Consider the following 25,407-nt stretch of genomic DNA (forward strand, 5'->3'; position numbering starts at 1 on the left):
TCAGGAATTAAATTACCCGTGGCTAAAAAGAAACATTTAACCCAAGGTCAAATACGTCGCGTACGTAGCAACCAGACTAAACGTTTAGAAAAGCAAGATACACGAGAATGGGATGATGCTCTTCTCGGGCAAAAGCAAGAAGGTGTGGTAATTAGCCGCTTTGGTCAACATGCTGATGTAGAAGATGAGAATGGTGTTATTCACCGCTGTAATCTACGTCGTTCTATTGCGAGCTTAGTAACAGGTGACCGTGTCGTTTGGCGCTTAGGTAATGAACAGCTGCAAGGTATTTCTGGCATTATTGAAGCAGTACACGAACGCAGAACCGTATTAACCCGTCCCGATTTTTATGACGGTATTAAACCTATCGCAGCCAATATTGATCAGATTGTGATCGTATCTTCTGTAGTACCAGAGTTCTCAACGAATATTATCGACCGTTATATTGTTGCTGCCGAAGATGTAAAAATTCGCCCAGTAATCTTATTAAATAAGATCGATTTATTAAGCACCAATGAATTATTCGCGATTAACCAGCAACTACAAACCTACCGTGATATTGGCTACGAAGTATGGCAAGTATCATCTATCGAAGGTAAGGGGTTAGGTGAGTTACAAGGTCTACTGAAAGATAATACCACTATCTTTGTGGGTCAATCAGGCGTGGGGAAATCATCACTGGTTAATGCCCTCATGCCCGAATTAAATGTCGATGTGGGTGATGTATCTGAAAAATCAGGTCTTGGTACCCACACCACAACCACTGCACGTTTATATCATTTCCCATCAGGTGGTGATCTTATTGACTCACCAGGGGTACGTGAATTCTCGCTATGGCACATGAAACCCGAAGAGATCGCTAACGGTTTTATCGAGTTTAGAGACGTCTTAGGTGAATGTCGCTTCCGTGATTGTAAACACAAGAATGATCCCGGCTGTGCACTGCAAGAAGCCGTAGCAAAAGGCAAAATCAAAAAAGTGCGCTTTGATAATTATCTCCGCATTTTAGAAACAATGTTAGATAATCGCCCTACTCGCCATGTCCCAGTGCGAAAATAATTCGTATACAATTAGTTATATAACTAAAAACGACGATTGGTTATCTTGCTCGTCTACATCGCAAGGTAACCATTCTCTTATTAAACGCATGACGCTAATTATGACAACAATATCCAAACTTGTTACAATAGCGTTAATTCTAACTTATTCAATTATTTAAGAGGCTCTAAGGTGCTAGACAAGCTTAAAGTTATTGCCCAATACTGCTTTCCTCAACACGGGTTATCTCGTCTTATTGGTTTATTTGCCAATGGTGCTCACGGTAAAGTAACAACAAATGTAATCAGCTGGTTTATTAAGCGTTACAATGTAAACATGGATGAAGCAAAACACTCAGATCCAGCACACTTCCAAACATTCAACGAGTTCTTTACCCGTGAACTTAAAGAAGGTGTACGTCCAATCAATACTGACGATAACATGTTATGTCAGCCTGTTGATGGCGCTGTAAGCCAAGCTGGTCCAATTACACAAGGTCGTATTGTTCAAGCTAAAGGTCATGATTACAGTCTATGCGAACTACTTGGTGGCGATCGTCAACTTGCAAACAAATTCGAAGATGGTGATTTCGCCACGGTATATTTATCGCCACGTGATTACCATCGTATCCACATGCCAATTAAGGGTACGTTAAAAGAAATGATTTTTGCACCGGGTGATCTATTTTCAGTTAATCCACTCACAGCGCAAAATGTACCAAATTTATTTGCACGTAACGAACGTGCTATCGCTATCTTTGATACCGAGGTGGGTCCATTCGCAATGGTATTAGTTGGCGCAACAATCGTGGCCTCAATTGAAACAATTTGGCACGGCACCATCGCACCATCAAAGAATAAAGAGATCGTACGTTGGACATATGAAAATCAAGCGCCAATTGTTATCGAAAAAGGCGAAGAAATGGGTCGTTTTAAACTCGGCTCAACGATCGTTGCAGTATTTGCCAAAGATGCCGTTGAATTTGTTGATGAACTACAACCAACAACAGCAACAGTAATGGGTGAAGCATTTGCCCGTATCAAAAGCAAATAAGATAACCTAAGCGTAATAGCTAGGATAATGTTACTCATTATAAACATAATAATTTTAATGAGTAACATTTCCCCTCAATAACAAACCTAACCCTGTATATTCAATACCTTTTTAATAAGCACTGCACTGCACTGCGATGCCATTATTATCTCTATACAAAGGCTATGATCACTAAATCAAGATTAACGATGCCAATTGATCTGGCGAACCATGACAAGGATGTAAGCATTTAATGGAACAAGGTAAACGAGGGCTTTGGGCTCTGCATTCAGCAACGCTATTACTTGGCGGCACCACATTATTTTCTAAGCTCATTTCATTAAGTGCACTTGATATCACCATTATTCGCTGCGTTATTGCCAGTATGGTTCTGTGTTTATTATTAAAAATCACCAAGCAACCATTGCGATTAAATAAGTTAAGTGATTATGGCTGGGCAGTATTATTAGCCGCACTAGTGGGCGCTCACTGGGTAACATTCTTTTTAGGCATGCAATTGTCGACCATTGCGATAGGCCTTATTGCCTTCTACACTTATCCTGTAATGACGGTGTTTTTAGAACCTTTGTTTAATCGAGAGAAAATACAAAGTCACGATATAATATCAGCATTGATTGTATTAATCGGGATCAGCTTATTAGTCCCAGAACTGTCTTTAGAGAACGATGTAACACTCGGTATTATTAGTGGTATTAGCTCTGCATTTCTGTTTACTTTAAGAAATATTCTCTACAAGCGTAAGCTATCGCATTACAGTGGCCCTCACACAATGTTTTATCAAACATTATTAACCGCATGTATGCTTTCACCATTTTTGAGTGTAGACTTAGCGGATATAAATAATGACAGTTGGACGTTATTAGTTGTGTTAGGAGTTTGCTTCACAGCAATGCCACACACACTGCTAGTGACAGCATTACGTTACCTTAAAGCAAAAACAGTTGGCCTTATCTCCTGTTTGCAACCGCTTTACGGTAGTTTGCTCGCGATCCCTTTTTTAGGTGAAATTCCCAATGCTGCAACCATCACGGGAGGAGTATTAGTAGTCTCAGCCGCCCTCTTTGAAACATGGAATGCAGGAAAGAAATAGGCCAGTTAATATAGTGTAAAAACGGATAAACCGAGATTAAATGACATTATTAATTGTGCTTATGAAATATTATGATGACTAAAAATTATGTAATTTTACTTATTCTATTTTCATTATTTAGTACTCCAGTTTATGCACAACTTAGTTATGGTGAGGCTCAGCTTAACAACACCATATCTCAGCTTGAAGAACTAGAGCCTACACCTTCGGTTAAATTACAGCTCAAATACTATCAACAAGCCTTAAAAGATCTCACCGAAGATACCGATGCCCGTCAAACAGCCGTTAGTTATCAAAAAATCATTGATGACTTTCCAGTGACTTCACAAACATTAAAAGCTCGAATTGCAGACCATATACCCGCAACATTTACCGATCCAAGCGACTGGTCATTAAATAAAGTCGAACAAGCAATTGCCAAACAAAATTCCAATCTTACCGATTTAAAACAACAACAACAGACGCGTAGTAGCGAGCTCACTACCATCGGAATTAGGATCAGTTCATTTCAGACTGATATCGAGCACTTACGTAGAAAATTAACCAATACGCAAAAAGAATCTGATAAGCTTATTAGTACTGGTCCCAGCAATTTAAATAGTGATCAAGAAGCACTACGCATTTCACTACAAATCAAAGAATCATCGCTATCAACGCAAATTCAGATGTTAGAGCTTGAACAACTCAGTGCCAGTAATCGCAGTGAATTAGCACAACTCAATCGTCGTTTGATTAGGCTGAAGCAAAAAGATGTAAGTAAGTACCTATCCACGCTGACAGATATACGTAACAGTATATTACGTAAAGAAACCGAAGACGCAATTGCGCGTAGCAAACAGATCAATGACTCATCACAGATCAGTTCTCCATTTTTGCAGCTGCAACTCGAAATAAATCAAGAGCTATCTAAAGAACTTGCAACCGTTTCAGCTAAAAATGAAATTATTCAACGTAAACAGCAAGCAATCACACAGCAAGTAGATGCACTCACTACAACGCTCACTAATTTTAATGAGCAAGTAGAATGGTTAAAAATCAGCTCTGCGTTTGGTGAAAACTTACGGGCTCAAGTAAGTAGCTTACCGAGTGAGCCACCACTAGCAAAACTCGAAAATGAAATTGTTGAAAGCCGCCTAGCACGCTTTCGCTATAAAAAAATGCTGACACAATTAGACAGTCTACCGCTAACAACAAAAACACTCACACCTGTAGAACATGAGAGTTTATTACGATTTATTGAATTACGTCGGCTGTTACTCAGCCAACTTATTTCAAGTTCAGATAACCACATCTACGAGCAAACGAAATTAAAAGTCAGTTACAGCAAGATGAATAGCACATTAGTACAAATTAAACAGCAGGCTGATGAGCATTTATTCTGGGTACCGAGCTCTCCATTCATAAATACTCAAACAATTTCAGAACTTTTGGCGAGTATGCTTTGGATCGCCTCGATCGATAACAGTATCACAATACCACAAGCCATACTCTCTGTACCTTTAGCAACGTTAAGTTTGGCGCTGTTATTCATTCTCGGTCTCATTTATTTACACGCTCCTCTGAATAAATATTTTACCAAACATATAGCCGAAATATATCCAAAGGTTGGTAAAGTAACAAAGGATAAGTTTTCTTATACCTTACGGAATCTCGCGTATTCATTCGCCGATGCGCTGCTCTTGCCACTTTCACTGTTTATTATTACAGAGCTGCTCATTAGCGCATGGGAATTCCCCTTTGCAGTCAATATTGGCCACGCATTACAAGACTCGCTATTTTTGTTAGTGATATACCTGTTTATGCGCAACCTCACCCGCCATAAGGGCTTACTGCAAATTCACCTTAAAATAGATAAAGCACTAATCGTCAAAATTTGGGGTTATTATCAGGTACTATTTTTTATTTCTTGGCCTTCTTACATCATCCAAGTGCTTTGTTATCAGTATCCAGAACAAGCCTATGATGGATCGCTAGGTCGTCTTGCCTTTATCATTACTTGCTGTGCATTAACGCAGTTCTACTACCGCTTATATCGCGAAAAATTACCGCTAACGTATAAGAAAAAAAATAATGGCAAACCGCACATTGTCCACCACTCTATTTGGACTGTCTTTATCATGGCACCAATCGCGTCAGCCATCATCGCACTCATGGGCTACCTCTATACGGCGCAAGTATTGTTAAAACAGATGGAGTCATCCTTATTAATGGGGGTGTTCTTCTTACTCACTTATTATTTGATCCGCCGCGGTATGCACTTACAAAAACGTCGCCTGGCCTTTGAGCGAGCTAAAGCCAAACGTATCGATATTATTGCACAACGTGCGAAAGAAGTTGAAAAGGGTGAGCAAAATTCCAGTCAAGAAAGCCATTTTGATATCGAAGAACCCGAGATCGATCTGGATCAAATCAGTGCACAATCACTCGGCTTATTACGTACTTTGTTAACTTTATTATTCATCGCACTAAATGCACTATTTTGGTCTGAAATTCAAAGTGCCTTTACCTTCCTTGATACCATCACGCTTTGGGACGCAGCCAATACCCTAAACGGGGTTGAATATATCGATCCGATTACCTTAAAGAGCTGCCTATTAGCCATCACTATTTTTGTACTAACGCTGGTATTGGTACGTAATTTATCCGGTGCGCTAGAACTACTTATTTTGCAACATCTCGATCTTAGCCCAGGTACAGGTTTTGCGATCACCACGTTAGCCAAATATATGACGATCTCAATTGGTTTTGTCGTCGGCTTTAACTTTTTAGGTGTCGATTGGGCAAAAACACAATGGTTAGTGGCAGCACTAACCGTCGGTTTGGGTTTTGGTTTACAAGAAATTTTTGCCAACTTCGTATCCGGTCTGATTATCTTATTTGAAAAACCGATCCGTATTGGTGATACCGTCACAATCCGTGAATTAACCGGCAGTATCAGTAAAATTCAGACCCGAGCAACAACGATTGTCGATTGGGATAGAAAGGAAATTATCGTACCGAATAAAGCCTTTATTACTGAACAATTTATTAACTGGTCACTGTCCGATTCTATTACCCGTGTGATCATTAATATTGGGGTGGAATTTAATTCGGATATTGAACTGGTCACCAAACTGCTATTAGATTGTGCCGAAGAAAATAGTTTAAGTCTTGAAAATCCAGGGCCAGAAGTATTCTTTATTGAGTTTGGGCAACATTCATTATGCTTTGAAGTACGCTGTTATGTCGCCGAAATGGGCCATCGTTTAACGATGACGCACGCACTTAATACCCGTATCAATCAAGTGTTCAAAGAGCATAATATTCGCATTGCGCTACAACAATTGGACCTAAATGTAAAAAATGGCATAAAAGTAAGTGATAGCGGCCATATAATGAGTATGAAAAAAGGTAGCTTAAGATAGGCTTAATCTACCGTTGAAAGAGTGAGTGAATGTTTCTTAAATTCAAACAATAGAACGACTCACCCTTTCAGCTTTTAAACACAAATTATGCGCGCGGTGTTGGAAAAGCGATTACGTCATTAAGGCTATTCGCATCTGTCGCTAACATCACTAACCTATCAACACCTAATGCGACGCCTGCGCAGTCAGGAAAACCAGCGGTGAGTGCATCAATTAAATAATGGTCGATAGGCTGTTCTGGTAAATCCATCGTTTTACGCTTGTTATTGTCTGCAGTAAAACGCGATAACTGTTCTTTTGCATCCGCTAACTCATGGAATCCATTCGCAAGCTCAATACCTTTGAAATACACTTCAAAACGCTCTGCTACACGAGTGTCTTGTGGGCTGATACGGGCCAATGCCGCCTGCGATGCAGGGAAGTCATAAATAAAACACGGTACATCCTGACCAATTTGGCTCTCTACGCCCACATAGAATAATAACTGTAAGATCGTATCTCGATCAGGTTCATTCTCTAACACGTCATAAACCCCGTACGGTTTTGCCGCTTGACGTAATTCATCCATCGACGCGGTTAACGGATCTAACTGTAAGAATTGCTTAAATGCATTTTGATAAGTGAAGCGCTGCTCTTTACCAGAACCTAATACTAGGGTTAGTAGCTCAGACATTTCATCCATCAATTGAAAATGGTCAAAATCAATACGATACCACTCTAGCATGCTGAATTCGGGATTATGGTGACGGCCAGCTTCTTCATTACGAAACGATTTACTTATTTGATAGATACAACCACTGCCTGCTGCTAGCAATCTTTTCATGTGAAATTCAGGTGATGTTTGTAAATATAAGGTCAGACCTTGGCTGTAACCAGGACCAACAAATACCGTGCTAAATGCATCTAAATGTACATCGGTAACAGCGGCTTGACTCATTGCTGGTGTATCCACTTCTAACACATCTCGTTGCGTAAAAAACTCACGGATAGTATTTAATACTTTCGCTCGCGCACGCAGGGCAGTAAAACTTGCACTAGGTTGCCAATTTACGTCACTCATATTTACTCCGGTTGTCATTACCTAAAACGTTAAAGCTATTTATCATCTGTATAACACTAATTAAAAATGGCCGACTTACTTTAATTAATATTATAACGCTATGTATCTGAATCATTATTTACTGGTTTGCCAAAAACTAAAATGCCAGTCAAAGACTGGCATTTTATCGTTCCTAAACGCTAATTAGGTTAGCGTAAAATCAACTTATTTTACACGGCCAACATATTCGCCAGTACGTGTATCAACTTTCACTACTTCACCGATTTGGATGAATAAAGGTACACGCACAACGGCACCTGTAGTTAATGTTGCAGGTTTACCACCCGTACCCTGTGTATCGCCTTTTAGGCCAGGATCTGTTTCTGTTACTTCCAATTCAACAAAGTTTGGTGGTGTAACAGCAATTGGGTTATCATTCCACGTAGTAATAACGCAGATATCTTGTTCAACAAGCCATTTAGCCGTATCACCAACCGCTTTTACGTCAGCTTCAACTTGCTCAAACGAGTCATTGTTCATAAAATGGAAGTATTCACCATCGTTATATAGATACGCTAATTCTGATTCCATTACGTCTGCTGCTTCAACAGTTTCACCAGACTTAAATGTTTTTTCTAAAATTTTACCAGAAATTAAACGACGAACTTTAACGCGGTGAAATGCTTGGCCTTTGCCTGGTTTTACATGATCATGTTCGATGATAGAGCAAGGCTCATTATCAAGCATGAATTTTAAGCCGCCTTTAAAGTCACTGGTTTTGTATGTTGCCATGTTATCCTCATGAAAAAATAGATTTCAATAATTAGAGTTCAATAATGCCGCAAATGATAACCCGAAATGGAGCAAAGATGCAGGAAAATTGGAAAAAAGACTTAGCAAGTGCCATTTCAGATCCCAGAAAGCTACTTTTTATACTAGAACTTCCCGAAGAAGCTTTCCAGACTGATTTTGCGGCAAGGCAGTTATTTCCTATGCGCGTACCGCAATCATTTGTAGATCGCATGGAAAAAGGTAACCCAAAAGACCCGCTATTTCTGCAAGTAATGCCAAAACAACAAGAATTCATTCAAAAGACTGGATTCATTAAAGACCCCCTTGATGAGCATGAATCTGTGGTGCCTGGGTTACTGCATAAATACACAAACCGTGTACTCTTTATTGTCCGTGGCGGTTGCGCGATCAACTGTCGCTATTGTTTCCGTCGTCACTTTCCTTATCAAGACAATAGTAATAACAAACACGAATGGCAACAAGCGATTGACTATATCCGTTCTAAACCTGAGATCATCGAGGTTATTTTTAGTGGCGGCGACCCGCTTATGGCGAGCGATGAGCAACTGGGCTGGTTGGTTGAACAATTAGAGCTGATCCCACATCTTAAACGTCTACGCATACATACACGTTTACCCGTGGTGATGCCCAGCCGTGTTACCGATGAGTTCGTTACGCTGCTAAAAAAATCGAGTTTGCGTTGCAGTGTAGTATTGCACATTAACCACCCCAATGAATTAGCTGCTGAATTGCCCGCAGCGTTAGCTAAACTCACCACTGCTGGCATCAGTTTATATAACCAAGCGGTGTTATTAGCGGACATTAATGACAATGCTGATGATTTAGTGGAATTACACGAACGCCTTTTTGATAATCGAATTCAGCCATACTATTTACATCTGCTCGATAAAGTCGAAGGGGCTACTCATTTTGATGTGCCTGAAGAAAAAGCAGTCGAGATAATGAACCAACTGTTATTACGTTTACCGGGTTTTTTAGTGCCGAAGTTAGTTCGTGAAATAGGTGGCGAGAAAAGTAAAACACCGATTTCTATTTAATTAAACCAGACAATAAAAAAGGAATGACCACTAGGCCATTCCTTTTAACTCTCTAAACCTTAGTCTAGTCGCGATTAATGCAGTTTCAACGTTGGACGTAATACCCGGTTCAAACTACCAACCAACATCATCAGTCCGGTTTTAACATAACCGTGCAACGCAATTTGATGCATGCGGTACAACGAAATATACACCATTCTCGCAATACGACCTTCGACCATCATGCTACCTTTAGTCAGGTTTCCCATTAAGCTACCCACAGTACTAAAGCTACTTAACGATACCAATGAACCATGATCATGATAAACGAAAGGTTTTAACGTTGATCCACCCTGTATTAACACCATGATATTTTTAAACGCAATCGTTGCCATTTGATGTGCGGCTTGGGCACGCGGCGGTACAAATGAACCATCGGCTTGTGCACAAGAGGCTAAATCACCAATAACAAAAATACTGTCATCACGGCTTGCTTGTAAACTATCTTTAACCACGATCTGATTAATACGATTCGTTTCTAGCCCAGCAATGTCTTTCATAAAATCAGGCGCTTTAATACCTGCAGCCCATACCATCAATGATGCAGGAATAGTGTCACCATCTTTCGTTACCAAGCCTTCACTATTCGCTTCCGTCACCATCGTTTCGGTACGTACATCAACACCAATTTTAGTTAGCTCATGATGTGCTGCAGCAGAAATACGTGACGGTAATGCAGGTAAAATACTCTTACCCGCTTCAACTAAGGTTACATTTAACGATTCTTGATTTACATTAGTAAAACCATAAGCCGATAATTGCGATGCGGTATTGTGTAACTCAGCAGAAAGTTCAACACCAGTCGCACCAGCACCCACAATTGCAATATTTACTTTTGCATCTTTAGCTTTGCTTGCGCCATGTAATAAAAATTGATTTAATAATGCTTTGTGAAAACGATGTGCTTGATCAGGACTGTCTAAGAAAATACAGTTCTCTTTAACACCTTTAGTATTAAAGTCATTACACATACTACCAATAGCTAATACTAAGTAATCGTATTGCAAGGTACGCTCAGCAATCAGTAATTCATCACTATCATTATATAAAGGTGCAATTGTGACTGTTTTCGTGTCACGGTCTAAACCTGAAAAATTACCTAATTGAAAATCAAAACCTTGGTTCTTCGCATGTGCAGCATAACTAAGCGCATCAATACCGGTATCAAGTGAACCAGTCGCCACTTCATGTAATAGCGGTTTCCATAAATGGGTTTTGTTACGGTCCACCAGCGTAATGCTCGCTTTCCCTTTTTTACCCAATTTACGACCCAGTTGCGTAGCAAGCTCAAGGCCACCAGCACCGCCTCCGATCACAAGAATTTTTTTCATCTTATTACGTCCTCATAAATGTATCAGTTAACAACTGTCAGCACAGCAGTTAACTGATACAACTAAGCAGATGTGACTCTTGCTAAATCATTCCGTTGGCCGAGTATTAAAGCATGATTTTCAGTTCTAAATCTAGCTAAATTGAGCTAGATCATATTTAGAATATCAATTAACTAGCATAACCTAATTTCATCAACAGAAAAATATAACCCCCAATCGAGTTAAGATGCCTATATTCAAGCGAGTCTCTGATATAGCATCTTTAAGTGACTTAGGTATATAATACCGACCCTTTTATCGATAAGAATACCGGCGCTATGACAAATCAAGAACTTCATGAACAGCTAACTGCACAGCTAAAAAGCTTTTACCACCCAGCTATCGAGGCAGATGAATTTTTAACGTTATTAAGCAAACGAAAAATGGGAAAGTTTAGCGCTATCTTTGCTTCAGACAGTGGCTTCAAAGCGAATTCAAACCGATTCTTACCTTATATGGAAGAATTAGTTGAAGATCAGCAAGCGTTACCAAAAACAGATGAAGAAGGGTTTGACGTAGCTATCGCTGCATTCCTAGGTAAATTACAGCAAATGCATAATGTACTTGGTCAATTCTCTGAGCAATTAAAAGAGAAGAAAAGCACACCAAGTAATATTGGAGAGTAGCTACATCACATCCTCTAAAACCAAAAGCGGCATCAGCCGCTTTTTAGCGCTGTAAAACAAAGTAAAATTATCCTCGACTTGACCCCCCCACCTCTAGCATAAAGACTAACCTCAATAGAACCAGCCAAATAAAAGCTAAAAATCCTATCTAGAACAAGTGATATCTTCAAATAAAGATGCCATAAATAAAATATAGAGTTAAAAAAATCAATAATAAACAATATAAATACCTCTAAATATATACTTTTTTGTTATAACGACCAAAAAAACCGCTATTTTATAGAGTCTTAGCTCTACGATATGGAGTATTACATAGTAATAATTTAAATATTTGCAAACAGATCAGATGTGTTTTTTTTCATGACTTGAAAATGACTAACAACTCCATACTTAACCATTAATAACAACAACTTAACCACAAGATGTAACGTAAAGTAACGTAAGGTTAAATTATTGTTAAGTTGAAAAGGTATTAGATAAACCAACAAGCTGTCATAAAGATTGATAAAATACCTTTACGATCTAATACGAAAGAATTAGATTTCAGTACACGTTTTAAGGGTATTTAAAAAGTTCATTTTTTTTGAACAGACATATCGCATTCATAAATTCAAATTTTATATGGTGGTTTACATGAGAATTAATAAAGTTGCTCTAGCAGTTACAGCATTACTTGCAGCAAGCCAAGTTCAGGCTGCTGGTTTCCAGGTTAGTGAACATTCAGCGTCTGGCCTAGGCCGCGCATTCGCTGGTGAAGCAGCAATCGGCGACGACGCAGCATCACTTGCACGTAACCCAGCGTTGATGGCAACTTTTGATAAAGCACAACTATCTGTTGTAGCTTCTTATGTATCACCAGATGTTGATACTGAAAGTAGTAAATTTGGTAAGGCTGAAGATATAGCGCCTGCTCAAGTCGTTCCGGCTATGTACTACATCCAACCAATTAACGATAAAGTTGCTGTAGGCTTAGCTATTTATTCTAATTATGGAACGGGTACTGAATATCCAAATAATTATGCCGCAGGAGTAGTAGCAGGCACCACAAGTATTGCGACAGTAAACTTCAATCCGAATGTTTCTTACCGAATCAATGAACAATTGAGTGTAGGTGCGGGCGTTAGCTTGGTTTATGCAACTGCAGAGTTAAAACGTAACGCAGGTGCGTTAGCTCCAGCATTAAGTGCTGGTAAAATCAATGATCCAACTATGAATGTTGCCGAGATGGAAGGTGATGGTTACGGCTTTGGCTGGAATGTTGGTGCATTATATGAAATTAACAAAAATAATCGTTTAGGCATCAGCTACAAATCAAAAGTTAAAACAGAATTAAAAGGTGAGTACACAGGTATCGCATCATCAACATTGATGAGCGGTTCACCGCTATTAGATCAAAAAACAGTTGATGGCACGCTAGATATCAACTTACCTTCAATTTTAGAAGTTTCTGGTTACCACAAATTAACAGACAAGTTCGCTGTATCATATAGCTGGATGTACACCACTTGGTCAGACTTTGGAGATATTGTAGCTGAAGGCTCTGAATGTGGTAAAATACCACTCCCTGGCTCGACTCCAGGAGTTTGCCTAGAGAAAAAAGAAGACTATAAAGATTCGAGCCGCTACGCGATTGGTGGTGAGTACTACCTTTCTGAAGCTATGACATTACGTGCGGGTTATGCATTTGATGAACAAGCTGGTGAAGCAACGCTTAGTATCCCAGATACAGATCGCCAATGGTATACAGCTGGTCTAACTTATAAAGCAACCCCAGCATTATCATTTGATTTTGCTGCAGCTTTAGTTGCAGGTAAAGAGATCGAATTTAAAGAAGAACTAGCAGCTGGAACTTCAGGTACATTCAAATCAAGTGGCGATGCTTACATCTACTCAGCACAAATGAACTACAGCTTCTAATTCAAGCTTAATTCATCTTTGTACTAAGTAGTTCAGCTTTTCATTAAGCAGTTCAACTTTGCATTAAAAAAGACAGCTTCGGCTGTCTTTTTTGTTTTCTGATCAAAATCAATAAAGATCCTATTTAAGGATCTTTTTTATATCTACGCATTGCAATTAAATAGACGGTCGGTCTATAATAAAATTATGGAAAATATGACAAGTAATAAGCCCAAACCTCGTCGAGGTCGGCCACCCAAAGTAACTCGTGAAAACAGTGATACCCGTGCCCTGCTAATTCGCAGTGGTGTCGAAGTATTAACGGAAAGTGGCTTTGCAGCAGCAGGGATCGATGGCATCTTAAAAAAAGTCGGTGTACCAAAAGGATCTTTTTATTATTACTTTAAAAGTAAAGAAGATTTTGGTCAGGCGGTCATTGATAACTACGCCAGCTACTTCGCTGCAAAACTTGATAAATGCCTGCTTGATGAATCAATCGCACCGTTACAACGCATTGTTAAATTCGCAGATGAAGCCAAACAAGGCATTGTTAAATTTGAGTTTAAACGTGGTTGTTTGGTTGGTAATTTAGGCCAAGAAGTGGCTATTTTACCGCAAAGCTATCGCTTAGTGCTGCAAGACATTTTTGCTGTTTGGCAAACCAAGATGCAAGCGTGTTTAGAAACTGCCCAGCAACAAGGCGACATCAAGCAGAACATCAATTGCGTACAGCAAGCTGAGTACTTTTGGATTGGTTGGGAAGGCGCAGTGATGCGTGCGCGACTCGTACAGTCAGTGCAACCGTTGGATTTATATATCGCGACGTTTATTACCAGTATTGCCACCAGCTAGAATAATCATATGTGCCTTTATTCTAAAATAACGATCAAGGCATTAATTTCCAATACAATTTCAATGTTATAAAAATTTTTTATATTTAAATAGACGACCAGTCTATATTAGGAGTGGACCATGTTTAAAGGTATCTTAATCGAAAAAAATAACGAGCAATATACTGCGTCAGTACAATCAATTGATGAATCAAAACTGCCTGAAGGTGATGTGAGTATTGATGTGGCTTACAGCACACTAAACTTTAAAGACGGTTTAGCAATCACAGGTAAAGGTCCTGTCGTACGTAGCTTCCCTATGGTACCAGGTATCGATTTAGTCGGTACTGTCACCCAAAGCAATAGCGATAAATTCCAAGCTGGCGATCAAGTATTACTGAATGGTTTCGGTGTGGGCGAAAAACATTGGGGTGGCCTTGCCGAAAAAGCTCGTCTCAAGAGTGATTGGTTAATCAAACTGCCTGCAGGACTATCTGCAAAGCAAGCAATGGCGATCGGAACAGCAGGTTATACAGCCATGTTATCTGTTATTGCATTAGAGCGTCACGGTATTACGCCCGAACAAGGCGATGTTTTAGTAACAGGCGCAAATGGTGGTGTTGGTAGCTTTGCTATTACCTTATTAGCAAAACTGGGTTATCGCGTTATTGCATCGACCGGTCGTCCAGAAGAAGCCGATTACCTAAAAGCATTAGGCGCAGCTGAGATCATCGATCGTAATACACTGTCAGAACCAGGCCGTCCAATGGTTAAAGAGCGTTGGGCAGCTGCGATTGACTCTGTTGGTAGTCATACACTTACCAATGTATGTGCAGGTCTTAAATACGGTGGTGTGGTGACAGCCTGTGGCTTAGCACAAGGCATGGATTTTCCTGCAAGCGTAGCACCCTTTATTTTACGTGGTATTACGTTAGCGGGGATCGACAGTGTTATGCGTCCACTTGCAGACAGAGAAGAAGCATGGGCACGTTTAGCCGATTTATTAACAGACGGTGACTTTACGTCTATTGGCACAGAGATCAGCTTAGATGACGCTGTAGCAACAGCGCATGATCTAATGGCAGGTAAAGTGCGCGGTCGTGTAATGGTTAATTTACAACAATAATTTGTCATTAAATCAACATGGCATAGCAGTAGGATCCGTACCTACTGCTTTTTAGTCATCCCGCAGAATCTATCAAACAAAAAGTCCAAAAATAGTCTAATTCGTTTCGGTTGGTACTTCTTACTAATATACACCACATTTAAATCTGCGCTTGATACTGAAGTTGATGCATTAAAATTCGTCATATAGCCATTAAGCACGGTAACAAGGCGTAAATGATGAATATCATCTTGTACATCTAGAATAGATTTAAGCGCTATCCCCGCCCCCTCTAATGCCCAATATCGAATAACTTCACCATCATCTGAGAATCGCTTAGGAATAACTGTGATCGCGTTCTTTTTATCTTGATCTTGAAAGTGCCATGTTTTAAGTTCCTCATGACTGCGGATCATTGCGAGACAATCATGATTAACCAAATCCTGTGGCGTTAATGGCGTGCCATGCTTTGCGAGGTATTCTGGCGATGCGCATAGCACTCGTTGGCTGGATGATAGTCGTCGAGATATCAAACTACTGTCTGCAAGCTCTCCATACCGAATAACAATATCGATACCCGATTCTGCAATATTAGAAACATCATCGTTCAGATATAGATACGGCACCACATCTGGATATTGCTTACAGAACTCAGACAATATAGGCAGAATGTATTGCTTGCCTATGTCCTTTGGCGCAGAGATTTTTAGTGAACCTTTCACTTCTTTTACACCATTTAGGATAAGGTTTTCGGCTTCACTTACATTCTCTAATATCTCAATACAGGCTTTATGATAAAGCTCACCAGAGTCCGTCAACGACACATGCCTTGTGCTTCGGTTAAGCAGCTTCACACCATACCTTTCTTCAAGAGTCTGAAGTCTAGCAGTCATTGTCGCAGGAGAAAGACCTAGCTCACGACCCGCTGCAGCAAGCCCATGGTGTTTAACAATGCTCACAAACATGGTCATATCAGAAAATTTATCCATCTCCCCCCCTATTATTCAGTTTATCCGAATAATGATTTCACATTTTATCCAATTATCAAAATTAAACGAAGGAATATAATAACAATCATTAACGGAAGCAATACGGGTCCAGGCATGTTCCTTTACGCTGCAGCCGCTGTCCTCCAACTTAACTCGCCTTAATCATTAATAGTCATTTCGACTTACTAAGGAAAAATCATGGAAACACCGATGAGTAAATTATTTCAGAAAACAAACTTAAAAAATTTGGATTTACAAAACCGAGTGGTCATGGCTCCAATGACCCGCGCTCGCACAAGTCAACCAGGTAACATACCAAATGAAATGATGGCAACATACTACAAGCAACGTGCAACTGCTGGTTTAATCATTTCTGAAGCGACTCAAATTTCAGATGATTCTCAGGGTTACTCATTCACTCCAGGTGTTTACACCGACGAACAAGTAAAAGGCTGGCAACCAATAACTAAAGCTGCACACGACCAAGGTGCCGCTATGTTTTGCCAACTATGGCATGTGGGTCGCGTTTCTCACCCTACATTTCAGAAAGGTGAACTACCTATCGCACCTTCAGCCCTAGCACCAGTTGAAACTAAAGTTTGGATTTCTGATGACCAAGGTAACGGCAACATGGTTGATTGCATTCAACCCCGAGCGATGAATCAAGCCGACATAAATCGCGTTATTAGCGATTTTGCTTACGCTGCAAAACGTGCTGTAGAAGCGGGTTTTGATGGGGTTGAGATCCACGGTGGTAATGGCTATCTGATCGACCAATTCCTTCGCACAAACTCAAACAAGCGAGCAGACCGCTATGGCGGCACGCGTGAGAACCGTCTCCGTTTCTTGCTTGAAGTTGTTGATGCTGTAATTGAAGCAATCGGTGCAGATAAGGTGGGGGTTCGCCTTGCGCCATTCATCACATTTAAAGATATGGACTGCCCAGATATCGTTCCAACAATCCTTAATGCATCAAAAGCATTACAAGCGCGTGATATCGCTTACATGCACTTATCAGAAGCGGATTGGGATGATGCACCCGTGATCCCTGAGAGCTTTCGTATTGAGTTGCGACAAATTTTCACTAACACCATCATTGTCGCGGGTAGCTACACGCAAGAACGTGCAAATGAAATACTAAGCCAAGATTACGCAGACCTAGTAGCCTTCGGTCGTCCATTCGTGTCAAATCCAGACTTGGTTTCACGTTTAAAGAACAACAATGAACTCGCTGACTTAGACGGCGCGACGCTGTTTGGTGGTAACACACTTGGTTACACTGATTATCCAACTCTCGATGCTCTTTAATTGCAGCATTGAAGATAAAAAAATCCTCAGTCTCGTCAATAAGGCTGAGGATTCGATTAATTTGCAGGACTATTCAGTTTGCTTAAACTGTCGCTATTAGTACACTACTGTGCGCGATTAAACGTCACTACTTCATAGTTAAGTGGCGTTAATGTATTACGTTCACTACTGATGTAATCAATGACCGCTTGTGCATCGGTATTACACACAGTGTTCGCCGCTTTACAGTTTGGCGCTTCACCTTGGTAATTTACTTTGTATTTCTTACCAAACTTTGCAATATTCTTCACTTTAAAACCAGTTAGCTTGCCATCAACGTACGCTAAATCAACACGCTTAGAGCTGTTCTTTTGTGCTTCATAGAACGGAGTCCAACCATCGTTACCCGTCGCGTTGTAGTTGTTTAACGCAACATTATAAGTTTTGCTATCTTCAATCGCAGTCCATGATGGCGCATCAGTTGTACCACTCATCACTTCCACAAAATCAACTTTACCCGCTTTGTTAGCGACTGTTTCTGTGTAGCTATAACGGATGTGACCGCCATAAGGGAATTTACCTGCGTGTGAACCTGCAGCAAGTGTTGCAGTGACCGTGTCGTTAATTAATGTTTTAATCACTTTACCCGACACAGGTACTACAGACATAAAATTAGAAAATGGCAGCATTTCTAACGACACGTTGCCCGCACGGTACTCACCCGCTTCAATGTTAGTACGAATACCACCAGCACCGATTAAAGCAAAATCAACTTTCATCCCTGTTACTTTTTGAACTTCGGCTGTATTTGCCCAGAAGTACTGGCCTTCAGCTAAAATAGGCGCTACATCAGAACCATGTTTATCACTGCCACGATCGCCAGGACGACGTTCATGTTTTAATTCTACTGGTACTTGAGCAATGGTTTTACCGTAAGCGTTATCAACCGCAGGCTTGTAGTTCACATCAATACGTTTACGCATTGCCGCTTCTTCAGCAGTGATCGTGATGTTGTCTGCTTGATCAATAAACTCAACCACACCTTGCGTCGCTGCTGTATCAAACTTTTCACTCGCTTGTCGTGATGGCTGTGAATAGAATTCATCATTGCTCAGTAATACGTTATGGCCATTACAGTTAACGATGTCACCTTGTTGATTAAAGCTTACTTGTAAACGGCCAATTGCTTGTGCATATTCACCCGCTTGTACCACACAGGTTTGACCCATATTATCTGGGTTTTTCACCATCTGCGCATACGTGCCGTTATTGTGTAATCCAAGGTTAGTGAAATCACCTAACAACGTATGTGAGTGACCACCCACTATCAAGTCAATGCCGTTTACTTTACTTGCTACATCGACGTCTACCGCATTGCCAATGTGCGTTAAGGCGATAATATTGTTCACGCCTTTCGCTTTCAACATATCAACGGTCGCTTGTGCAGACGTCACCATGTTTAAGAATTTAACATCACCCGTATTCGGTGCAATATTAGCCATGTTATCCAGTGCTAAACCAAATACCGCCACCAAGTCTTTATCTGTAGGTAGGTTATCTAAATCCGTCAACGCCGTCTTTTTATTACCATCAAACGCATACACCATGAAAGGACGTAAATTGGTTTGGTCTTTTAAATCTGCATCCTCACTAGTATCGACATTTGCTGCTAATACCGGAAAATTAATGTCACTGATGAACTGATTAAGTTTCGCATTGTTAAGATCGAATTCATGATTACCTAATGCCATTGCATCGATACCAAACATACTTAAGATGTCTGCATTCATCGCGCCTTCATTTAACTTGAAGTACGCACTGCCCTGCCACGCATCACCGCCATGTAAGAATAAAAAGCTTTCATCATTTTTCTCTGCTTCCTGCTTATACTCATCAGACATGGTTTTTAAACGAGGATGGCCACCAAATTCGTTATAAACCCTGTCGCCATTCGCTGTAAAGCTCGACTTCACAGGATCGAAGTTGGAATGGGTATCATTGATATGGGCAACAGTCAGGTTAAATACATCGTCAGGTTGTGATGTTTGGGCACAGCCCGCTAATAATAACGCGACAGAAACAGCGGTTAAGCGTGCGGTAAACGGTTTTGAAAACATCATGATATTCCTTTACGGTCAGGGATTAATATTAAGTGCGTTGAATGAACTGCACTATACCAATAATAATGTATCAAGCAATGTATCAAGCAATGTATAGACCGATGGATACCACTAAGCTAGGTAAGATTTCTGAATCATAGTCACAAAAAAAGCCTTAATCACGATATAACATATCCGATTAAGGCTTTTTTATTCTTCTGAGGCTTAGCGTTTAACCACTAAAGACAGAGATATAATCGTAACTTACGATTACATCATACCGCCCATTCCACCCATTCCGCCCATATCAGGCATAGAAGGAGCTGATGCATCAACAGGTACGTCAGTGATCATTGCTTCAGTCGTGATCATAAGACCCGCAACAGATGCAGCAAACTGTAGTGCTGAACGTGTTACTTTAGTTGGATCTAAGATGCCCATCGCAATCATGTCGCCATATTCACCAGAACCAGCGTTGTAACCGTAGCTACCTTCGCCTTCACGAACGTTGTTTGCCACAACAGATGCTTCATCACCAGCATTTTGCACGATTTGACGTAATGGTGCTTCCATTGCTCTTAGTGCAACTTTAATACCGACTGTTTGATCTTGGTTATCACCTTCAAGACCTTGGATTGCTGCAGCAGCGCGAACAAGTGCAACACCACCACCAGCTACAACGCCTTCTTCAACCGCTGCGCGAGTTGCATGTAATGCATCATCAACGCGGGCTTTTTTCTCTTTCATTTCGATTTCAGTTGCTGCGCCAACTTTAATTACCGCAACACCGCCAGAAAGTTTAGCAACACGCTCTTGTAGTTTCTCTTTATCGTAATCTGAAGACGAATCTTCGATTTGCTTACGGATTTGAGCGACACGACCTTGGATAGTCGCTTCGTCACCGATACCATCAATGATCGTTGTTTCATCTTTCGTGATGATGATACGTTTTGCTTGGCCAAGTTCTGCAACAGTCGCTTTTTCTAGCTCCATACCGATCTCTTCAGAGATAACAGTACCAGCAGTTAGCATTGCAATATCTTGTAACATTGCTTTACGACGGTCGCCAAAGCCAGGTGCTTTAACAGCTGCAACTTTAACAATACCACGCATGTTGTTCACTACTAATGTAGCCAGAGCTTCGCCTTCAAGGTCTTCAGCAATGATTAATAATGGTTTAGATGCTTTAGCTACGCCTTCAAGTACAGGTAGTAGTTCACGAATGTTAGATACTTTCTTATCGACTAATAAGATAAATGGTGATTCTAATTCAACGCTACCCGTTTCTTGGTTTGTTACGAAGTAAGGTGATAGGTAACCACGGTCGAACTGCATACCTTCAACAACATCTAGTTCGTCTTCCAGTGCTTGGCCGTCTTCAACCGTAATAACACCTTCTTTACCAACACGATCCATTGCTTCAGCAATGATTTTACCTACACTTGCGTCAGAGTTTGCCGAGATAGTACCAACTTGTTCAACTGCTTTCGTATCTGAACAAGGTACTGACAGTTCTTTTAGTTCTGTAACTGCAGCTTTAACCGCTTGGTCAATACCGCGTTTCAGATCCATTGGGTTCATGCCCGCAGCAACGGCTTTTAGGCCTTCATTAACGATTGCTTGTGCAAGCACTGTTGCTGTAGTTGTACCGTCACCAGCCGCTTCATTTGCTTGAGAAGCAACTTCTTTCAGCATTTGTGCGCCCATATTTTCGAATTTATCTTCTAACTCGATTTCTTTCGCAACAGTAACACCATCTTTAGTGATTAATGGTGCGCCGAAGCTTTTATCGATTACTACGTTACGACCTTTAGGGCCCAATGTTACTCTAACTGCATTCGCAAGAATGTTTACGCCGTTAAGCATTTTATCGCGTGCGTCTAAGCCGAATTTTACGTCTTTAGCCATCTTAATTGTCCTTTTAAAATCTTTTAATTTTTTGGTATTAGGTCTATCAAAAATAAATGTTTAAATTTATTCAACGATAGCTAAAATATCAGCTTCACTCATGATTAAAACTTCTTTGCCTTCTAGCTTTTCAGTTTTAACGCCATAGCCTTCACTAAAAATAACAGTATCGCCAACGTTAACAGCCAGTGGGCGTACTTCACCGCTATCTAATAAACGGCCGTTACCAACAGCAATAACTTCACCGCGTGTCGATAATGTCGCAGATGCACCAGTAAGTACGATACCGCCTGCTGATTTAGTTTCTTGTTCTTGGCGACGAACGATCACGCGATCGTGTAGTGGACGAATTGTCATTTAAAGATCTCCTAAAGAATACATGTTGCGAATATCAATGGCCGATTATTTACCGACACCATGACTATGGAGTAATATATCGGGGCAACTGCTTTCCAACTCAAGGGAAAAGCGAAAAATAGTTAATAAATTCACGCCTTACATGGCGTTTTTAGGTTGTTTCTATAAATATAAATGTAAATGTCAGGTAAAAGTATAAAACAAAACTTTTTGTTGACAAAGAAACGCGTAATATAGCCCGAACTAAATTTAGTCCATAAACCTTCTCAGTGACTTTTTAGCCATCACGTTAGCAAACATTTTAGGTAATCAGTATTGAAAGATAAACACGGCCTTCTCTCGGCACCCGTCTCTCAGGTAATGACAAAAATGGCAGTACCTATGGCCTATGGTTTATTAGCTGTACTTGGCTTTAGCTTAGTGGACACTTACTTTGTTAGCTTGCTGGGTACACAAGCCTTAGCCGCGATTAGTTTTACCTTCCCAGTCACTTTTTTTGTTTCCGCATTAGCCATGGGCTTAGGCACGGGTTTATCTGCTTGCTTAGCGCGTTTATTAGGTCAAGGTCTGCACCAAGATGCGGCACGATTAACCTCTGACGGACTATTGTTAGCACTTACTACTGTATTAACCGTCGCTGTTATTGGTATTAACAGCATAGAACCATTATTTCGGTTGCTGGGTGCGACAGATACTTTAATGGTCTACATTCAAGATTATATGTTCTATTGGTATGTCGCGATCCCCTTCCTCGTTATCCCTATGGTTGGCAATGCCGCTATTCGCGCCACTGGTGATACAAAAACCCCAAGCAGAGTCATGATCATTGCTGGTTTTATGAATGGCATACTCGACCCATTACTTATTTTTGGCATAGGTCCTTTTCCTGAACTCGGTGTAAAAGGCGCTGCTATTGCGTCTGGTTTATCCTGGTTAATTACCTTTGCAGTGGCGATTTACTTATTGCGTTATCGTGAACAGTTATTGCTATTAACCAAACCAAACCTAGCCAAGATGTTAAAAAATTGGCGTAAGATTGCGGCGATAGGGTTGCCAGCCTCTTTGACCAATATGTTAAGTCCAGTGAACAATGCCTTTGTGATGTGGCAATTAGCGGCGTTTAGCACCACAGCGGTGGCCGCTTATGGGGCAGGAACGCGGCTGGAAGCGATTTTATTAATCGGCATGATCGCGGTAAGCTCGATGCTCGCGCCTTTCATCGCTCAAAACTCGTCAGCGAAGAATCCACAGCGTTGCTTAACCGCGATCAAACTGGCGATCCGTTACTCGCTAATTTCACAATTAAGCATTTATCTAATCATTGCCTTAGCTGCCCCTTATATAGCGACGTTATTCAGTGATGATGTAGCGGTGATCAGCCACTTATCTTTATACCTTTATATTATTCCTGCGACTTTTACTATGCAGGGTATTATGATGGCGGTCGCGTCTAGTTTAAACGGCTTAAATCGACCTATGCCAGCACTGAGTCTTAGCGTGCTGCGCTCTCTGCTAATCATTAGCCTATCGAGTCTTGGTGGTTTTTATTATGGTGAAAAAGGGATTTTCTTTGGTATCGCTAGCGCCAATGTTTTAATCGGTTTATTAGCTTTATATTACGCCCAGCAATTACGCATCGAGCTGCGTAATGAATTAGGCGATAAATTAGAGAATGAATTTCAGCTAAAGTAATGTTGTGAATAAGACAATAGAAATCAGCTAAACAGCATACATGTTCACCAATTTCCCCGTGTTAATGAATCAAACCATAAACACTAAATTTACAGCACTAATATTCACTAATAATCCAACAAACTTGCTGTTTCTTAGGCCAAAATAAAATATATTTAGCATTCTTAAAACTTTGTTGAAAAAGGTGATCTAAGCCCACTTTATTAACAATAATACAACGTATTATCCACGCATTAATTTTGTTTTCCTTCCTACGTTTTATCACATAGCAGAGTGTATTCATGACTGTATTAGCAACCGATTTTACTCAAGAAACCCGTTTAGAAACTGACTTATTAGGTGTTAAAAAAATACCAGCGAAAGCTTATTACGGTATTCACACATTAAGAGCGATGGAAAACTTCCATATCAGTAGTGAGAAGATCGGTGACTGTCCTGAATTTGTACGTGGCATGGTAAAAACTAAGAAAGCAGCAGCATTAGCCAATGGTATTTTAGGCACTATCCCACCACACATTAGTGACGCGATCGTAAATGCTTGTGACACTTTGCTGGCGACTGATAAATTTTACGCTCAATTCCCGATTGATGCATTCCAAGGTGGCGCAGGTACATCTGTAAACATGAATACCAACGAAGTATTAGCTAATATTGCGCTAGAGCAAATGGGACATGCTAAAGGCGCTTACAGCCACATTAACCCAAATGATCACGTCAATAAAAGTCAAAGTACCAACGATGCCTATCCTACTGGCTTCCGTGTTGCTTTGTTTGAACGTAGTAATGCTGTATTAGCCGCGCTAACTTCATTAAGCGAAACATTCCTAACGAAAGCCGAAGAGTTTAATGACGTATTAAAAATGGGTCGTACCCAATTACAAGACGCGGTACCGATGACATTAGGTCAAGAGTTCCGTGCTTTTGGCATTACCCTCAGAGAAGAAATAAAAAGCATTAAACGTTGCCAAGAATTACTGCTCGAAATTAACCTAGGCGCAACTGCAATTGGTACTGGTTTAAATACACCAGTAGGTTATTCAGAGTTAGCTATTGCAAAATTAGCTGAAATTACCGGTCACCCATTTGTGCCAGCAGAAGATTTAGTAGAAGCAACATCAGACTGTGGCGCTTATGTGATGTTATCAAGTGCATTAAAACGTTTCGCAGTGAAACTATCGAAGATTTGTAACGACCTACGTTTACTGTCTTCTGGTCCACGTACTGGTTTAAATGAAATTAACCTACCCGAAATGCAAGCTGGTTCTTCAATCATGCCAGCAAAAGTAAACCCAGTGATCCCTGAAGTGGTTAACCAAGTAGCATTTAAAGTGTGTGGTAACGACATAACCATCACTATGGCTGCAGAAGCCGGTCAATTACAATTAAACGTCATGGAACCTGTGATTGGTCAATGCCTATTTGAATCACTGACATTATTAGAAAATGCCTGTTTCTCACTACAAGATAAATGTGTCAAAGGCATTACCGCTAACCGTAAGGTATGCCAAGACTTCGTCCTCAATTCAATTGGTATCATCACTTACTTAAACCCATTCATTGGTCATCATGAAGGCGATACTATCGGTCGAATCTGTGCTGAAACAGGTAAGAGTGTACGTGAAGTAGTATTAGAGCGCGGCTTATTGTCAGAAGCTGAGTTAGATGAAATCTTCTCTATCGAAAACTTAATGAATCCAAAATACACTGCACAACGTTTCGCGAAAGCAATATAAAT

General features: G+C 40.5%; 19 protein-coding genes. 12 read left to right on the top strand and 7 right to left on the bottom strand.

Features of this window, described 5'->3' with window-relative positions:
- Positions 1–18 precede the first annotated feature (18 nt).
- The 4 genes from rsgA (at position 19) to mscM (ending at position 6,585) form a co-directional block, all read left to right on the top strand.
- Positions 19–1,059, top strand: coding sequence for a small ribosomal subunit biogenesis GTPase RsgA (gene rsgA / locus HWV02_RS20570; protein WP_211677681.1), 1,041 nt, complete (start codon positions 19–21; stop codon positions 1,057–1,059).
- A gap of 171 nt (positions 1,060–1,230) precedes the next feature.
- On the top strand, positions 1,231–2,091 hold the full coding sequence (gene asd / locus HWV02_RS20575) for an archaetidylserine decarboxylase (RefSeq protein WP_211673221.1): 861 nt from the start codon (positions 1,231–1,233) through the stop codon (positions 2,089–2,091).
- Between the two features lie 232 nt (positions 2,092–2,323).
- Complete coding sequence (locus HWV02_RS20580; RefSeq protein WP_211677682.1) at positions 2,324–3,181, top strand: DMT family transporter; 858 nt, start codon at positions 2,324–2,326, stop codon at positions 3,179–3,181.
- A gap of 71 nt (positions 3,182–3,252) precedes the next feature.
- The gene (gene mscM, locus HWV02_RS20585; protein ID WP_211689248.1) at positions 3,253–6,585 is read left to right on the top strand and encodes a miniconductance mechanosensitive channel MscM; all 3,333 of its coding nucleotides are present in this window, start codon (positions 3,253–3,255) and stop codon (positions 6,583–6,585) included.
- Positions 6,586–6,670: 85 nt separating this feature from the next.
- On the opposite strand, the gene epmA is transcribed toward mscM, so the two are convergent.
- Together epmA and efp are read right to left on the bottom strand one after the other, a co-directional pair.
- Positions 6,671–7,645: an elongation factor P--(R)-beta-lysine ligase gene (epmA, locus tag HWV02_RS20590; RefSeq protein WP_211689249.1), complete on the bottom strand. Its 975-nt coding sequence runs from the start codon at positions 7,643–7,645 to the stop codon at positions 6,671–6,673.
- 204 nt (positions 7,646–7,849) lie between these two features.
- Complete coding sequence (efp, locus tag HWV02_RS20595; RefSeq protein ID WP_211677685.1) at positions 7,850–8,416, bottom strand: elongation factor P; 567 nt, start codon at positions 8,414–8,416, stop codon at positions 7,850–7,852.
- Positions 8,417–8,460: 44 nt separating this feature from the next.
- Here efp and epmB point away from each other — a divergent pair, with 44 nt between their 5' ends.
- Positions 8,461–9,474, top strand: coding sequence for an EF-P beta-lysylation protein EpmB (gene epmB, locus HWV02_RS20600; RefSeq protein ID WP_211689250.1), 1,014 nt, complete (start codon positions 8,461–8,463; stop codon positions 9,472–9,474).
- 74 nt (positions 9,475–9,548) lie between these two features.
- Here epmB and HWV02_RS20605 read toward each other — a convergent pair whose 3' ends face one another.
- Positions 9,549–10,844: an NAD(P)/FAD-dependent oxidoreductase gene (locus tag HWV02_RS20605; RefSeq protein WP_211677687.1), complete on the bottom strand. Its 1,296-nt coding sequence runs from the start codon at positions 10,842–10,844 to the stop codon at positions 9,549–9,551.
- Positions 10,845–11,161: 317 nt separating this feature from the next.
- Between HWV02_RS20605 and HWV02_RS20610 the strand changes: the two genes are divergently transcribed.
- The 4 genes from HWV02_RS20610 (at position 11,162) to HWV02_RS20625 (ending at position 15,361) form a co-directional block, all read left to right on the top strand.
- Positions 11,162–11,509 carry a hypothetical protein gene (locus tag HWV02_RS20610; protein WP_211677688.1) on the top strand — a complete coding sequence of 116 codons (348 nt, stop codon included), beginning with the start codon at positions 11,162–11,164 and terminating at the stop codon, positions 11,507–11,509.
- A gap of 633 nt (positions 11,510–12,142) precedes the next feature.
- Complete coding sequence (locus HWV02_RS20615; protein WP_211689251.1) at positions 12,143–13,426, top strand: outer membrane protein transport protein; 1,284 nt, start codon at positions 12,143–12,145, stop codon at positions 13,424–13,426.
- A gap of 195 nt (positions 13,427–13,621) precedes the next feature.
- The gene (locus HWV02_RS20620; RefSeq protein WP_211677690.1) at positions 13,622–14,257 is read left to right on the top strand and encodes a TetR/AcrR family transcriptional regulator; all 636 of its coding nucleotides are present in this window, start codon (positions 13,622–13,624) and stop codon (positions 14,255–14,257) included.
- A 120-nt stretch (positions 14,258–14,377) separates the two neighbouring features.
- Positions 14,378–15,361 (top strand): MDR family oxidoreductase, encoded by a 984-nt coding sequence (locus tag HWV02_RS20625; protein WP_211689252.1) that lies wholly within the window; start codon positions 14,378–14,380, stop codon positions 15,359–15,361.
- Between the two features lie 41 nt (positions 15,362–15,402).
- On the opposite strand, the gene HWV02_RS20630 is transcribed toward HWV02_RS20625, so the two are convergent.
- Positions 15,403–16,329, bottom strand: a complete 927-nt coding sequence (locus tag HWV02_RS20630; RefSeq protein WP_211689253.1) for a LysR family transcriptional regulator — start codon at positions 16,327–16,329, stop codon at positions 15,403–15,405.
- 210 nt (positions 16,330–16,539) lie between these two features.
- Between HWV02_RS20630 and HWV02_RS20635 the strand changes: the two genes are divergently transcribed.
- Positions 16,540–17,637, top strand: coding sequence for an alkene reductase (locus HWV02_RS20635; protein ID WP_211689254.1), 1,098 nt, complete (start codon positions 16,540–16,542; stop codon positions 17,635–17,637).
- Between the two features lie 104 nt (positions 17,638–17,741).
- Here the strand turns inward: HWV02_RS20635 and HWV02_RS20640 are convergent, their stop codons facing one another.
- The 3 genes from HWV02_RS20640 to HWV02_RS20650 form a co-directional block, all read right to left on the bottom strand.
- Positions 17,742–19,736, bottom strand: a complete 1,995-nt coding sequence (locus HWV02_RS20640) for a bifunctional UDP-sugar hydrolase/5'-nucleotidase (RefSeq protein ID WP_211689255.1) — start codon at positions 19,734–19,736, stop codon at positions 17,742–17,744.
- A gap of 249 nt (positions 19,737–19,985) precedes the next feature.
- Positions 19,986–21,623 (bottom strand): chaperonin GroEL, encoded by a 1,638-nt coding sequence (gene groL, locus HWV02_RS20645; RefSeq protein ID WP_211677695.1) that lies wholly within the window; start codon positions 21,621–21,623, stop codon positions 19,986–19,988.
- A 66-nt stretch (positions 21,624–21,689) separates the two neighbouring features.
- Positions 21,690–21,980, bottom strand: coding sequence for a co-chaperone GroES (locus HWV02_RS20650; RefSeq protein ID WP_045108838.1), 291 nt, complete (start codon positions 21,978–21,980; stop codon positions 21,690–21,692).
- 315 nt (positions 21,981–22,295) lie between these two features.
- Between HWV02_RS20650 and HWV02_RS20655 the strand changes: the two genes are divergently transcribed.
- Together HWV02_RS20655 and aspA are read left to right on the top strand one after the other, a co-directional pair.
- Positions 22,296–23,672, top strand: coding sequence for an MATE family efflux transporter (locus HWV02_RS20655; RefSeq protein WP_255546959.1), 1,377 nt, complete (start codon positions 22,296–22,298; stop codon positions 23,670–23,672).
- A 281-nt stretch (positions 23,673–23,953) separates the two neighbouring features.
- A complete protein-coding gene (gene aspA / locus HWV02_RS20660) occupies positions 23,954–25,405 on the top strand; it encodes an aspartate ammonia-lyase (protein WP_211689256.1) in 1,452 nt (483 codons plus the stop codon).
- Positions 25,406–25,407 lie beyond the last annotated feature (2 nt).

It is taken from the genome of Moritella sp. 28 (assembly GCF_018219435.1).
GTDB lineage: Bacteria > Pseudomonadota > Gammaproteobacteria > Enterobacterales > Moritellaceae > Moritella.